This is a genomic window from Mesorhizobium sp. 1M-11, assembly GCF_001303895.1.
In the GTDB taxonomy this organism is placed as follows: domain Bacteria; phylum Pseudomonadota; class Alphaproteobacteria; order Rhizobiales; family Rhizobiaceae; genus Mesorhizobium.
Genome location: NZ_LJSD01000011.1, coordinates 356,634 through 369,307, shown reverse-complemented (window position 1 = coordinate 369,307; position 12,674 = coordinate 356,634). Strand labels below are relative to the sequence as shown.

Below are 12,674 nucleotides of genomic sequence, written 5' to 3'. Positions count from 1 at the left end.
TGGCCAAACGGAATGAGTGGACTTCAAGTACGCAATGGCCCTGGTTGACAATTCACACATGGAGCAAGTGGGCTCCCGCATGTCGGAAGCGACAGCGGGTGATTATTTTGCGCTGCTCAAGCCGCGTGTGATGTCGCTTGTGGTCTTCACCGCCTTTGTTGGGTTGGTGGCGGCTCCCGTCACCATCAATCCGCTGATCGCGGTCATCGCCATCCTGGCAATCGCTATCGGCGCCGGCGCATCGGGCGCGCTTAACATGTGGTACGACGCCGACATTGACGCCGTCATGACCCGCACTGCCAGCCGCCCGGTTCCATCCGGCCGGGTCTTGCCCGGCGAGGCATTGAGTTTCGGCCTTGTGTTGTCAGCGCTTTCCGTGATGACCATCGGCGTGCTGGTCAACTGGCTCTCGGCCGCGCTTCTCGCCTTCACCATCTTTTTCTATGCTGTCATCTACACAATGTGGTTGAAGCGCTGGACACCGCAGAACATCGTCATCGGCGGCGCTGCCGGTGCCTTCCCGCCGGTGATCGGCTGGGCGGCTGCGACCGGCACTGTCAGCCTGGAAAGCATTATCCTCTTCCTCATCATCTTCCTGTGGACGCCGCCGCACTTCTGGGCGCTGGCGCTGTTCAAGTCGGGCGACTATGAGCGCGCCGGCATCCCGATGATGCCGAATGTCGCCGGCGAGGCTTCAACTCGCCGTCAGATCTTCGCTTATGCCGTCATCCTGGCGCCGATCGGCGTGCTGCCCTGGGCACTCGGCTATACGTCGGCGATCTACGGCATTCCGGCTACGCTTCTTGGCGTCGGGTTCGTCTGGTATTCCTGGGTAGTGCTGCGCATGCCCGACAGCGATCGTGTCATGAAGCCGGCCAAGGCGCTGTTCGGCTACTCGTTGCTTTATCTGTTCGCCATCTTCGCCGCTTATCTTGCCGACAGCGTTTTTGCCCGTGTTCTGGTTCTGGGTGGGGCATGAGTGCGATGGATGAAAAGCTCGAACTGGTCACGCTGACCGAACGCCAGAAGAAGGCGCGCCGCAGCCGTTCGGTTGCGATCGCGGTGGCGCTTGGCGTGCTTGTCGTCATCTTCTACGTGGCGACGATCGTGAAGTTCGGTGCTCCTGTCATCAATCGGCCGATGTGAGGCTGATGATGGACCAGCAAAAGACAGTCGCCGATGAGAAGAAGCACAGAACCAACCTGGCTGTGGCCGGTGCTTGCGTGGCTTTCTTCGGCGCCATGGTCGGCATGGCTTATGCGGCAGTGCCGCTCTACGCCATGTTCTGTCAGGTCACCGGTTACGGCGGCACCACGCAGCGCGTAACGCAGTATTCCAATCGGGTTCTGGACCGCGAGATCACCATCCGCTTCGACGCCAACACCGCTGGTGTTCCCTGGGAATTCGAGCCGGTGCAGCGCGAAGTCACCATCAAGCTCGGCGAAACCAAGCAGGTTGCCTACAAGGCCACCAACAAATTCAGCGCGCCGACCACCGGCCGCGCGACTTTCAATGTGACGCCGGAACTGGCTGGCGCATATTTCAACAAGGTGGAATGTTTCTGTTTCACCAACCAGACGCTGAAGGCGGGCGAAACGGTCGATATGCCGATCGTCTTCTACGTGGATCCGGACATTCTCGATGTGCCGGAACTGAAGAACATCAAGACCATCACGCTTTCCTACACCATGTTCCTGGCTGACAAGAACAAGCCGGTCGCGGCCGTGGAGACCAGGGAAAGCGGCAAGGCAATTTCCAATACCGAAGCAAATCTCGGGGGATGACATGGCAGACGGACACGCCAAACCAAACCACGACTACCACATCATAGATCCGAGCCCGTGGCCCTTCCTGGGTTCCGTCGGCGCTCTGGTCATGGCGTTCGGTGGCGTCTTCTACATGCAGTACCTGAAGGGTACGCCATTTCATCTGTTTGGCATCGACGTTGCCAAGGCGCACTTCTGGGTGCTGCTGATCGGCTTGGTGATCGTGCTCTACACCATGTACGCCTGGTGGTCGGATACCATCAAGGAAGCGCATGAGGGGCATCACACCAAGGTGGTGTCGCTTCACCTGCGCTACGGCATGATCATGTTCATCGCCTCCGAGGTGATGTTCTTCGTGGCTTGGTTCTGGGCTTATTTCGATGCCAGCCTGTTCCCGAACGAGGCTGTGCAGGCGGCGCGCGCCACCTTCACCGGCGGTGTCTGGCCTCCCAAGGGCATGGAAGTCCTCGATCCTTTCCACCTGCCGCTGTACAACACCGTCATCCTGCTTCTGTCGGGCACGACGGTGACCTGGGCGCACCATTCGCTGATCCATGGCGACCGCAAGGGCCTGATCAACGGACTCGTGCTGACCGTCGGTCTCGGCATGCTGTTCACGATGGTGCAGGCCTACGAGTACATTCACGCTCCGTTCGGCTTCAAGGACTCCATCTACGGCGCCACCTTCTTCATGGCGACCGGCTTTCACGGTTTTCACGTCATCATCGGCACCATCTTCCTCCTGGTCTGCCTTGTCCGCGCGATGAAGGGTGACTTCACCCCGAAGCAGCATTTCGGCTTCGAGGCTGCCGCCTGGTACTGGCACTTCGTTGACGTGGTGTGGCTGTTCCTGTTCGCCTCGATCTATGTCTGGGGCTCTGCCGGCGCAGTCATTGAAGGCCACTGACTTCTTCGGCAACCGGTTTCGAAAAGAGGCGGCTGCGGCAACGTAGCCGCCTCTTTCTTTTGGGGCAGGCGTTCAATTCGCTCCTGAAACGCTCTAAAAGATGAACATGAGCGAAGATGAAGACAAGGCAATCTGGCCGCCGGTCGATCCAATCCAGGCTGGCCTGAAGGGGCGCTGCCCGCGGTGCGGTGAAGGACGCCTGTTTTCGGGTTTCCTGACGGTCGGCAAGCGCTGCTTCAATTGCGGCCTCGACTATTCCTATGCCGATGCCGGTGACGGGCCAGCGGTTTTCGTCATCCTCATCATCGGGTTTATCGTCGTTGGCCTTGCACTGTGGCTCGAGGTCACTTTCGCACCCTCGCTCTGGGTCCACTTCCTGTTGTGGATACCGTTGACGCTGGTCCTGTGCCTGACTGCGCTGCGGCTCATAAAAGGTGTCCTGCTCACCTTGCAGTACCGCAACAAGGCCGCAGAAGGCAGGCTGGACCGGCCGTAATGACTGCCGCTTCACATCCGGCCCGGAGTGGTGCGCCGCGCAAGGCGCTGGCGCTTGGTCTTGGCCTGATTGCTTTCCTTGCGTTGATTGGTCTTGGCACCTGGCAGGTGGAGCGACTGGCTTGGAAGGAAGGGTTGATCGAGACGATCGACCGCCGCATGAATGCGACCCCTGTGCCCCTGGCGGAAGTCGAGGAGCAGTTCGCGGCCTCCGGCGATGTCGACTATGTTGCCGTGACACTGAACGGCACCTTCCTGCATCAGGGCGAGCGTCATTTCTTCACCACATGGGATGGCAAGACGGGCTACAGCGTCTACACGCCCTTGAGGCTCGCCGACGGGCGCTTTGTCTTCGTCAATCGAGGTTTCGTGCCTTACGAATTGAAGGATCCGGCAAAGCGGGCACAGGGCGAGATCCCCGGCGACGTCACGGTCACCGGTCTCGCCCGTAACCCGTTGCCTGGCAAGCCGTCGATGATGGTTCCGGACAACGACATCGCGAAGAACATCTTCTATTGGAAGGACCGCGATGCCATGGCCGCGTCCGCCGCGTTGCCTGCCAACGCCGTGGTGCTGCCTTTCTTCGTTGATGCCGGCAAGACGCTCAATCCGGGGGGGCTACCGGTTGGCGGCACAACCATGGTCGACCTGCCCAACAACCATCTGCAGTACGCGCTGACCTGGTACGGTCTCGCGGCGGCGCTCGTCGGTGTCGTGGCGGTGTGGCTGCGGAAGAACCGAAAGGCTGGCTGAGAGAGTTCGTTCGAACCGGTCCACGCCCTTGACATACAGGGGTGGCGGACATCATGTCCGCACAGGAGTGCCGCGCGTCCATTCGGACGCGCAAAGGACGCTCCAGCACTTTGGTCCTGCGCATCGTGCTTTCCGAAAATCGATTCCGATTTTCGGGCCGGTGCGCGTGTCCAGCCAATGGGAAAGCATGTTGAACAAAGCCGTAAAACCACCGCTCACGATCAGGCTCTGCCAGCCGCGCGGCTTCTGCGCCGGTGTCGACCGGGCCATCCAGATCGTCGTGCTGGCTCTGAAGAAATACGGCGCGCCGGTCTATGTCCGCCACGAGATCGTGCACAACCGCTATGTGGTCGAAGGGCTGCAGAACCTTGGCGCCGTCTTCATCGAGGAGCTTTCCGAGATCCCGGAAGAGCACAAGCAGTCTCCGGTGGTCTTTTCTGCGCATGGCGTGCCGAAGTCGGTGCCGGCCGATGCCGTGGCGCGCAATCTCTTCTACCTCGACGCCACCTGTCCGCTGGTTTCCAAGGTGCACAAGCAGGCCATGCGCCATCAGCGCCTGGGTCGCCATGTGCTTCTGATCGGCCATGCCGGCCACCCCGAAGTGATCGGCACGATGGGGCAACTGCCCGACGGCGCGGTGACACTGATCGAAACCGAGGCCGACGCCGCTTCGTTCCAGCCAGCTGATCCCGAGGCTCTGGGTTTTGTCACCCAGACGACGCTCTCGGTGGAAGATACCGCCGGCATCATCCGCGCCCTGGGGGAACGGTTTCCAGCGCTGCAGGCGCCCGCTGCCGAATCGATCTGTTACGCGACGACCAATCGGCAGGATGCGGTGAAGGAAACCGCGCCCGGCTGCGATCTCTATCTGGTCGTCGGCGCGCCCAATTCCTCCAATTCGCGTCGTCTTGTCGAAGTGGCGGAGCGCGCGGGAGCCGCGATGTCGCTTCTCGTGCAGCGCGCTTCCGAAATTCCGTGGGATGAGATCGGCTCGATCTCGACGCTCGGCCTCTCCGCAGGGGCCTCTGCACCGGAGATCATTGTCGATGAGATCATCGATGCCTTCCGCCAGCGCTTCGACGTCTCGGTCGATCTGGCGGTGACGGCGACGGAAACGGAGGATTTCCCGGTGATGCGGGCGCTGCGCGATGTCGAACTGACCCCGGCCGACATGGCCTTCGTTAACGGGACCGTGTGATGGCGGTCTACACCGATGTAGGTGAGGGCGAGCTTGCAGCTTTCCTGAAGGACTATCCGGCCGGCGAATTGCTCTCCTACAAGGGCATCGCCGAAGGAACGGAAAACTCCAACTTCCTGCTGCACACGACGGCGGGCTCCTTCATCCTGACGCTCTACGAAAAGCGTGTGGAAAAGGCGGATCTGCCTTTCTTCCTCGGACTGATGGATCATCTCGCCAAGAAGGGTATCTCCTGTCCGCTGCCTGTGCAGCGCCATGACGGTTCCATGATCGGCACGCTGGCGGGCCGTCCGGCTGTCATCATCACCTTCCTGGAAGGCATGTGGCTGCGCAAGCCGGGCGTCGCGCATTGCCGCGAAGTCGGCAAGGCACTTGCCGAGCTGCATCTGGCCGGCGCCGATTTTACCATGCATCGCGACAACGCGCTGGCGATCGACGGCTGGCGCAAGCTTTGGGAGGCGTCACGCGCCCGCGCCGATGAGGTCGAGCCGGGCCTTGCGGCCGAGGTGGACGAGGATTTCGCCGATTTCGAGCGCAACTGGCCGAAAGGCCTGCCTGCCGGTATCATCCATGCCGATCTCTTCCCGGACAATGTTTTCTTCCTCGGCGAGAAGCTGTCCGGCCTGATCGACTTCTATTTCGCTTGTGACGACTTCTACGCCTATGACCTCGCCACCTGTCTCAATGCCTGGTGCTTCGAAAAAGACTTTTCCTTCAACCTCACCAAGGGCACGGCGCTGCTGGCCGGTTACCAGAGCGTGCGGCCGCTGCACGCAACGGAGCGGGAAGCTCTGCCGATGCTGGCACGCGGTTCGGCATTGCGTTTCATGCTGACGCGTCTCTACGACTGGCTGACCGTCCCCGACAGTGGTCTGGTCATCAAGCGTGATCCAACCGAATATATCCGCCGCATGCGCTTCCATCGCGCTATCGGCTCAGCTTCCGAGTACGGCCTGAAATGAAGCATGTCGAGATTTTCACCGATGGTGCCTGTTCCGGTAATCCTGGACCAGGCGGTTGGGGTGCTATCCTGCGCTTCAATGGCTCAACCAAGGAGTTGTCGGGTGGTGAGGCGGATACCACCAACAACCGCATGGAGTTGCTCGCGGCGATCTCCGGCCTGAATGCGCTGAAGGAAGCGTGCAAGGTCGACCTTCACACCGACAGCAAATATGTCATGGACGGCATCTCCAAATGGATCCATGGCTGGAAGCGCAATGGCTGGAAAACCGCCGATAAGAAGCCGGTGAAGAACGGCGAGCTCTGGCAGGCCCTGGACGAGGCCAACCGGCGCCACGATGTGACGTGGCATTGGGTAAAGGGGCACGCCGGCCATCCGGAAAATGAGCGGGCCGACGAACTGGCGCGCGAGGGCATGGCTCCCTTCAAGAGGAAGTTTTCAGGTACCGCCGCATTGAAGAAGGAAATAGCCGGCGGCTGATGCAGCTTGATCGGAATTCAGCGTTTCGCGTTGCCGAATCGCGCTTCGAGCCAGTCCACGCCATGACGGACAATCTTCGGTGCTGAAACCAGCACGGAATCGGCATCGCCGACCCTGCCGCGATGACCTCCGCCCGCTTTGAGAAAGTCTTCGACAACCGTTGCGAAATAGTCGCCCGGCAGCCCATCGACGATCGGCTCCGTTGTGTCGAACTCCTCCCAACAATGCCATTCCGTCCGGCCGTCGATCAGGAGCGGCGCTTCAAAATGCGCTATGCGCTTGCCGGACAGGTCAGCCAGATGTTCGGCATGATGCAGAATGGACATGGCCTCGAGCGGCGCACCTATCAACAACACCTTGCCGTTGACTTCGACAAGTTTGTCAAAAGGAGATCCAGCTCCATAGCCGTATTCCAGCGGATGGTCGCTGGTAAGCCACGGGGCTTTTGCACCGACGGCCGCGCAGGAAGCGCCGGGGTTCGCGCTGCGCACCGCGCCTGGAAAGGTGCGCACGAATTCGGCGATCGCGCCATTGTCACGTCGCGCCCGTGACGACGCAGGATCAAAGGGCACGATGTGTTCGCGCAACGCCGCCGGGATGCGGCCATCGTCGTCCAGCAATTCGTGATAATCGTCGTCCCAGTCCGTGTAGACCATCACGGTCCCGCCGGAACCGGTTGTATCGAGCAGGGCGCGGATAAGGCTGTCGGGCCCGCCGAGAATGTGCCCGACCGACCGCAGCCCTGCATGGACCATCACCGTATCGCCCGCCACCAGACCGAGCGCGCGTAGCTGCGCGCCCAGACCCGTTCTGGTGTGGAATTGCCGAAACATCGATCCGGCGCGCGCTGTTACAGCTGTTCGAGCAGCTTTGCGGCGCCAGAATCCACAGCCTGGCCCGGGTTGCCTTCGATGTTGAGTGTCGTCACCGCGCCATTTTCGACGATCATCGAAAAGCGCTTGGAACGCAGTCCGAGGCCGTTGGCGCTGAGGTCGATATCAAGGCCTGCCGCCTTTGCGAAATCGCCGCTGCCGTCAGCCAGGAACAGGATCTTGCCTTCGCCACCGGTAAAGCGTGCCCAGGCGCCCATCACGAACGGATCGTTGACCGCCACAACCGCGATCTGGTCGACGCCGCGCGACAGGATGGCATCGCGGTTCTCGAGATAACCCGGCAGGTGATTGTTGTTGCAGGTCGGCGTGAATGCGCCCGGAACGCCGAACAACACTACCTTCTTGCCGGAAAAGACGTCGGCGGTGGTCAGCGCCTTGGCGCCGTCGTCGGTCATGGTCTTGAAGGTGGCCTCAGGCAGCTTGTCGCCAACGGCAATGGTCATGGCAGTCCTCTTTGTTTGGGAGGGAAGGAAGAGTGCAAAGCGATAGCGCCTTCCTTGGCACCTCGCAATGTAGCCAGCCCCTGCAATTGTCACGGATAGGGCAATAGACCTTCAACCGCTCCGGACGAAGTGGTCAGCGTATAGGGAAGGCCGTGGCCTTCAGCTGCCTTGCCGGGACGTCCGAGGATCGGGATCGAAAAGACGACTTTGCCGTCCTGTTCGGCGCGTGTCGGCGCGCCGAACAGATAACCTTGCTCGCCGGCAACGAAGAGGTCGATGCTTTTGGCTTCAGCCGGTGCGGTCGCCTCGACAACCAATTTGTCCTTCTCTCCCGACAGCGTCTTCGCACCGAAAGCGTCGGTTGATTTCTGTGGCAGGGAAGCCAGGGCAGCTTGCACCAGTTGGGCATCCTCGGCATTGCCCGCGTCTTCGGCCGGATCGACCTTCAGTTGTGCCTGCAGCGGAATGCAGATCGTCTGGCAGATTCCGAGAAAGACGCCAGCATCGATGACTGCGTTTTCCTGGGGCTTTGCCAGCGTGAACTTTATCGGCAGCGCGACTGTATGATCATAGCCGGCCCATCCGCCATAGCCATCATCATGGCGGCCGGGAGCAGGGTAGGACAATTCGGCCTTGGCGACGTTGATCGCCTTAGTGACATCGATCTGCGGCGGTACGCCGCTGGCGCCGGGATCGCGCCAGTAGGTTTTCCAGCCGGGCTTCAATTCGATATGAAGTGCCCCGGTGAGTTGGCCGGAAGCGTCAGGAATCCCGGTGGTTACCAGCCGCACGCGCCCGCCCTCGCTGTCCGCCCAGACGGATGAGGACGCGGAAGCCGGCATGGAGGTGGTCATCAAGACGGCAAGGCAGAGCGAAAGTCTCAAGCGATCCATGCCGCTGATTTGAAGGGTCAAATGTGGCTACGCAACCGCTTTCGGGCGATGTGATCCATCATTTTTGCGTGAGTCCTACGCACTAAGGCACCCGCGAATTGCACCAATGGCATCTTTCAAGCGTCCCGGAAACGCGTTACCCTTTGCTTATGGACCTTTTACGCCACAAAAATGCGGCCGGTAAAAGTGGCTTTCTCGACGACCAGTTCGTGATCGCCATGCCTGGCATGAAGGACGAACGATTCGCGCGTGCGGTCATCTACATCTGTGCGCACTCGGACGAAGGTGCGATGGGGCTGATCATCAACCAGACCCAGCAGATGCTGTTCCCCGACCTTCTGGTGCAACTTGGCATCATGAACGAGCAGGAGGCGATCCGCCTGCCGAGGCAGACCCGTGACTTCATCGTGCGCAATGGCGGACCGGTGGACCGCAGCCGCGGCTTTGTCCTGCACACTGGCGACTACCGCGTGGAATCCTCACTGCCGGTCTCGGACGACATATGCCTGACTGCAACGGTTGACATCCTGCGTGCCATTTCTGCTGGGCGCGGACCTCGCCAGGCGCTGATGACGCTCGGTTATTCTGGCTGGGGTGCCGGCCAGCTTGAAGGCGAAATCGCTGAGAATGGCTGGCTCACCTGCCCGGCGACGCCGGAGCTTCTGTTCGATCCCGACATCGAAGGCAAATATAGCCGGGCTCTCGCGTCGATCGGCATCGACCTCGCGCGTTTCAGCCAAGCCGCCGGCCACGCCTAGTCATTCTTTCCTCGCCCCGCTTGCGGGGAGAGGATGTCGGCGAAGCCGACAGCTGAGGGGCTGCGCCATCGTCGGCGGGAATACCCACGTCCCTTCAAACATCGAGCCGCCCCTCATCCGCCCTTCGGGCACCTTCTCTCCGTGAATGGGAGAAGGGAAGTAGGCCTATGCCTGCGTCAGCGGATATTGTTCGCGCAGCAGCTTGACCACGGCTTCGCCGTTCATCGGTGCGCCGAACATGAAGCTCTGCACATATTCGCAGCCCATCTGGCGCAATTCCAGCGCATCGCTCTGGTCAGAAATGCCTTCGGCCACCACGGCGAGACCCAGTTCATGCGCCATGTTGACCATGGAACGCAGCAACACAGCGCGTTTGGGCGACGTGTCGTCGATGAAGCTCTTGTCGATCTTGATCGTGTCGAAGGGGAAACGGGTGAGGTACGACAGTGACGAGTAGCCGGTGCCGAAATCGTCGAGCGACAGGCCGATACCCAGCTGTTTCAGCTTGGTCAGCACATGGGCGGCTTGTTCGGGGTTGTCCATGACCAGCGATTCGGTGAGCTCGAGGCGCAGGCATCGCGGCTTCAGGCCGGCGCGTGCAATCACCGAGCGAACATCTGTGACGAGATCGCGGCGGATAAGCTGGCGGCTTGAGAGGTTGACCGAAACCGATAGCGGCGTGTCGCCGATGTGCTTCTGCCAGCCTGCCAGGTCTTCTGCCGCTTTCTGCATCGCGAACAGTCCGAGCTGCACGATGAGACCGCAGCTCTCTGCCACCGGAATGAAGTCGGCGGGCGGGATCATGCCGCGGCGGGGATGATCCCAGCGTAGCAAGGCCTCGAAACCGGCGACACTATAGTCTTCCAACCGAACGATCGGCTGATAGGCGAGGGTGAATTCGCGCCGCTCGATGGCCCGGCGCAGATCGGATTCGAACTGCAGCCGATCGGTGCCGACGGTGCGGAATGCAGGGCGGAACGGTTCAATACGATCGCCACCGAAGCGCTTGGCCTGATGCATGGCGAGTTCCGCATCCTTGACGAGGTCCTCGGCGGAGGTCTGGTCGGATGTCCAGGTGATCAGCCCGACGGAGGCGGTCAGCACGATCTCCCGCTTGGCGAAGGTGATCGGCGAGCTGATCGCATGTTTGATGGCATCGGCCATGGCGGCGATACGAGCCGGGTCCTGCTCGGAGAGCAGCATCAGCGCGAACTGGTCGCCGGCGAAACGCGACAGTGAGTCCTTCGGCTTGAGCAGGCGGTGCAGACGCCGCGCCACGGTCAGCAGGATGGTGTCGCCGGCTGAAATACCCAACCCGTCATTGACCTGCTTGAAGCGGTCGATGTCGATGACGAAGACCGTCGGCCGGACCTTGTCCTCGGTGCGGGCGATCGAGATGATCGCCTCCAGCCGGTTCATGAACAGTTCGCGGTTCGGCAGACCGGTCAGGTTGTCGTGCACGGCGTCGTGCAGAAGGCGTTCTTCCGATTTCTTCTGCTCGGTCACGTCGACCATCGTGCCGACGCAGCGGATGACCTCGCCGTCGGAGCCGATCACCGGCCGAGCCCGCAAAGCGAACCAGTGATAGTGGCCGTCGGCGCCGCGAAGGCGGAAATTCTGTGCCACGCGGCCGCGTCGATGCTCCAGCACCACGTCAAGCGTCGTGCGGAATGTGTCGCGATCGTCCGAATGCAGAACCGGCAGCCAGTTGCGGGCCGCGCCGCCGAGGCTGCCAGGGGCAAGGCCGAGCTGCAGGCTGACGTCGGGGCGCGTGACGATACGGTCGCGCAGGACATCCCAGTCCCAGACCGTGTCACCGGAGCCGGCGACTGCCAGTGCCTGGCGCTCGAGATCGGAGAAAAGACCCTGATGCAGCGCGCCGCCGGCAAAGGCATGCTGCATGACCGTAAAGCCGATCAACAGGATCACCAGGATCAGCCCGCCGCCGAGTGCTGGCTGCACGATGTCGTTGTCGAGCAGGCCGGTGATCGCCATCCAGGAACCCGTGGCCCAGAGCAGCACCATCACCCAGCTTGGGATCAGCATGATGGCGCGATCGTAGCCGCGCAGGCCAAGGAAGACGATGAGGCCAAGGCCGGTGACGGCGGTAGCGGCAAACGAGATACGGGCAATGCCGGCCGCGATCGCCGGATCGATGATGGCGATGCCGGCAATTGCGGCAAGACCCAGCACCCACACCACCGCGCCATAACTGAAATGGCCGTGCCAACGGTTGAGGTTCAAATAGGTGAACAGGAAGACGACGAAGGTCGTTGCGAGTGCAACTTCGGCGCCGGCGCGCCAGACCTGCTCGGAACCTGGTGCTACCTGAATGATCTTGGCCAGGAAGCCGAAGTCGATGCAGATATAGGCAAGCACAGCCCACGCCAATGCCGCTGTTGCCGGAAACAGTGAAGTACCCTTGACCACGAACAGGATCGTCAGGAACAGCGCCAGAAGTCCGGCGATGCCGATGACGATGCCGCGATAGAGCGTGTAGGAATTGACGGTGTCCTTGTAGGCCTCCGGTTCCCACAGATAGACCTGCGGCAGCTTCGGCGAGGCGAGTTCGGCGATAAAGGTAACGACCGAGCCGGGGTTCAGCGTCACGCGAAAAACGTCAGCATCCGGGCTCGCCTGCTTGTCGAGCGCGAAGCCCTCCGACGGGGTGATCGCGGTGATGCGCGTCGAGCCGAGGTCCGGCCAGAAGATGCCTGATTTCACCAGCCGGAAATGCGGCGCGACGATAAGGCGGTCGATGACGTCGTCGGTGGTGTTGGCAAGCGCAAAGACGGCCCAATCGCCGGTCGAGCGGGCATCGTTGGCCTCTACCTCGATGCGCCGGACGATGCCATCGGAACCGGGGGCCGTCGATACCTGAAAATTCTCGCCCTGGTTGCGGTAGATTTCGACCGCACCCGAAAGGTCGAGCGCGACGTCGTCGCGGGAAATCTTGATCGGTTCCACGGCGTAGGCGGAAGCGGCGGCGAAAAGGGTCACCATCGTCGCAACGACGAAAGCGAGAGCAATTCCAGGAAAAGTGTGTAACGGTTTTCCGTCCGGAATTGCGTAAAAACAAAGAGTTAGAGCGTTTCCGCGTTTCCGTGAAAAACGGAAACGCTCTAAC

At 61.2% G+C, this 12,674-nt stretch carries 14 protein-coding genes; 10 read left to right on the top strand and 4 right to left on the bottom strand.

The genetic code is table 11. The annotated features are described in order from the left end of the window. The first annotated feature begins 34 nt into the window (after window positions 1-34). From AO692_RS05540 to rnhA, 9 genes are all read left to right on the top strand, one after another. Complete coding sequence (locus tag AO692_RS05540) at window positions 35-979, top strand: heme o synthase (protein ID WP_054309028.1); 945 nt, start codon at window positions 35-37, stop codon at window positions 977-979. Continuing rightward, window positions 976-1,146 carry a hypothetical protein gene (locus tag AO692_RS33365; RefSeq protein ID WP_054309027.1) on the top strand — a complete coding sequence of 57 codons (171 nt, stop codon included), beginning with the start codon at window positions 976-978 and terminating at the stop codon, window positions 1,144-1,146. The genes AO692_RS05540 and AO692_RS33365 overlap by 4 nt, the downstream gene beginning before the upstream one ends. 8 nt (window positions 1,147-1,154) lie before the next feature. Next, entirely contained in the window at window positions 1,155-1,784 is a 630-nt protein-coding gene (locus tag AO692_RS05530) for a cytochrome c oxidase assembly protein (protein WP_054309026.1), read from the top strand. Between the two features lies 1 nt (window position 1,785). Then, window positions 1,786-2,673 carry a cytochrome c oxidase subunit 3 gene (locus AO692_RS05525; protein WP_054309025.1) on the top strand — a complete coding sequence of 296 codons (888 nt, stop codon included), beginning with the start codon at window positions 1,786-1,788 and terminating at the stop codon, window positions 2,671-2,673. 106 nt (window positions 2,674-2,779) lie between these two features. After that, complete coding sequence (locus AO692_RS05520; RefSeq protein ID WP_054309453.1) at window positions 2,780-3,169, top strand: DUF983 domain-containing protein; 390 nt, start codon at window positions 2,780-2,782, stop codon at window positions 3,167-3,169. Beyond that, window positions 3,169-3,921, top strand: coding sequence for an SURF1 family protein (locus tag AO692_RS05515; RefSeq protein ID WP_054309024.1), 753 nt, complete (start codon window positions 3,169-3,171; stop codon window positions 3,919-3,921). Before AO692_RS05520 ends, AO692_RS05515 begins: the two co-directional genes overlap by 1 nt. A 187-nt stretch (window positions 3,922-4,108) precedes the next feature. After that, the gene (gene ispH / locus AO692_RS05510) at window positions 4,109-5,119 is read left to right on the top strand and encodes a 4-hydroxy-3-methylbut-2-enyl diphosphate reductase (protein WP_054309023.1); all 1,011 of its coding nucleotides are present in this window, start codon (window positions 4,109-4,111) and stop codon (window positions 5,117-5,119) included. Then, complete coding sequence (locus AO692_RS05505) at window positions 5,119-6,081, top strand: homoserine kinase (protein WP_054309022.1); 963 nt, start codon at window positions 5,119-5,121, stop codon at window positions 6,079-6,081. Before ispH ends, AO692_RS05505 begins: the two co-directional genes overlap by 1 nt. Beyond that, window positions 6,078-6,560: a ribonuclease HI gene (rnhA, locus tag AO692_RS05500; RefSeq protein ID WP_054309021.1), complete on the top strand. Its 483-nt coding sequence runs from the start codon at window positions 6,078-6,080 to the stop codon at window positions 6,558-6,560. The genes AO692_RS05505 and rnhA overlap by 4 nt, the downstream gene beginning before the upstream one ends. Before the next feature lie 17 nt (window positions 6,561-6,577). Here the strand turns inward: rnhA and aac(3) are convergent, their stop codons facing one another. From aac(3) to AO692_RS05485, 3 genes are all read right to left on the bottom strand, one after another. Continuing rightward, window positions 6,578-7,393, bottom strand: a complete 816-nt coding sequence (gene aac(3) / locus AO692_RS05495; RefSeq protein WP_054309020.1) for an aminoglycoside 3-N-acetyltransferase — start codon at window positions 7,391-7,393, stop codon at window positions 6,578-6,580. A gap of 17 nt (window positions 7,394-7,410) precedes the next feature. After that, a complete protein-coding gene (locus AO692_RS05490; RefSeq protein WP_054309019.1) occupies window positions 7,411-7,896 on the bottom strand; it encodes a peroxiredoxin in 486 nt (161 codons plus the stop codon). 89 nt (window positions 7,897-7,985) lie between these two features. Next, on the bottom strand, window positions 7,986-8,789 hold the full coding sequence (locus AO692_RS05485; RefSeq protein WP_054309018.1) for a protein-disulfide reductase DsbD domain-containing protein: 804 nt from the start codon (window positions 8,787-8,789) through the stop codon (window positions 7,986-7,988). A gap of 149 nt (window positions 8,790-8,938) precedes the next feature. Here AO692_RS05485 and AO692_RS05480 point away from each other — a divergent pair, with 149 nt between their 5' ends. Further along, entirely contained in the window at window positions 8,939-9,547 is a 609-nt protein-coding gene (locus tag AO692_RS05480; protein WP_054309017.1) for a YqgE/AlgH family protein, read from the top strand. A gap of 165 nt (window positions 9,548-9,712) precedes the next feature. Here the strand turns inward: AO692_RS05480 and AO692_RS05475 are convergent, their stop codons facing one another. Then, complete coding sequence (locus AO692_RS05475; protein WP_054309016.1) at window positions 9,713-12,550, bottom strand: EAL domain-containing protein; 2,838 nt, start codon at window positions 12,548-12,550, stop codon at window positions 9,713-9,715. Between the last annotated feature and the right edge of the window lie 124 nt (window positions 12,551-12,674).

Coding starts and splice junctions, on each gene's coding strand:
- AO692_RS05540 (WP_054309028.1), top strand. CDS start 35: ATGGCCCTGGTTGACAATTCACACATGGAGCAAGTGGGCTCCCGCATG.
- AO692_RS33365 (WP_054309027.1), top strand. CDS start 976: ATGAGTGCGATGGATGAAAAGCTCGAACTGGTCACGCTGACCGAACGC.
- AO692_RS05530 (WP_054309026.1), top strand. CDS start 1,155: ATGGACCAGCAAAAGACAGTCGCCGATGAGAAGAAGCACAGAACCAAC.
- AO692_RS05525 (WP_054309025.1), top strand. CDS start 1,786: ATGGCAGACGGACACGCCAAACCAAACCACGACTACCACATCATAGAT.
- AO692_RS05520 (WP_054309453.1), top strand. CDS start 2,780: ATGAGCGAAGATGAAGACAAGGCAATCTGGCCGCCGGTCGATCCAATC.
- AO692_RS05515 (WP_054309024.1), top strand. CDS start 3,169: ATGACTGCCGCTTCACATCCGGCCCGGAGTGGTGCGCCGCGCAAGGCG.
- ispH (WP_054309023.1), top strand. CDS start 4,109: ATGTTGAACAAAGCCGTAAAACCACCGCTCACGATCAGGCTCTGCCAG.
- AO692_RS05505 (WP_054309022.1), top strand. CDS start 5,119: ATGGCGGTCTACACCGATGTAGGTGAGGGCGAGCTTGCAGCTTTCCTG.
- rnhA (WP_054309021.1), top strand. CDS start 6,078: ATGAAGCATGTCGAGATTTTCACCGATGGTGCCTGTTCCGGTAATCCT.
- AO692_RS05490 (WP_054309019.1), bottom strand. CDS start 7,896: ATGACCATTGCCGTTGGCGACAAGCTGCCTGAGGCCACCTTCAAGACC.
- AO692_RS05485 (WP_054309018.1), bottom strand. CDS start 8,789: ATGGATCGCTTGAGACTTTCGCTCTGCCTTGCCGTCTTGATGACCACC.
- AO692_RS05480 (WP_054309017.1), top strand. CDS start 8,939: ATGGACCTTTTACGCCACAAAAATGCGGCCGGTAAAAGTGGCTTTCTC.
- AO692_RS05475 (WP_054309016.1), bottom strand. CDS start 12,550: ATGGTGACCCTTTTCGCCGCCGCTTCCGCCTACGCCGTGGAACCGATC.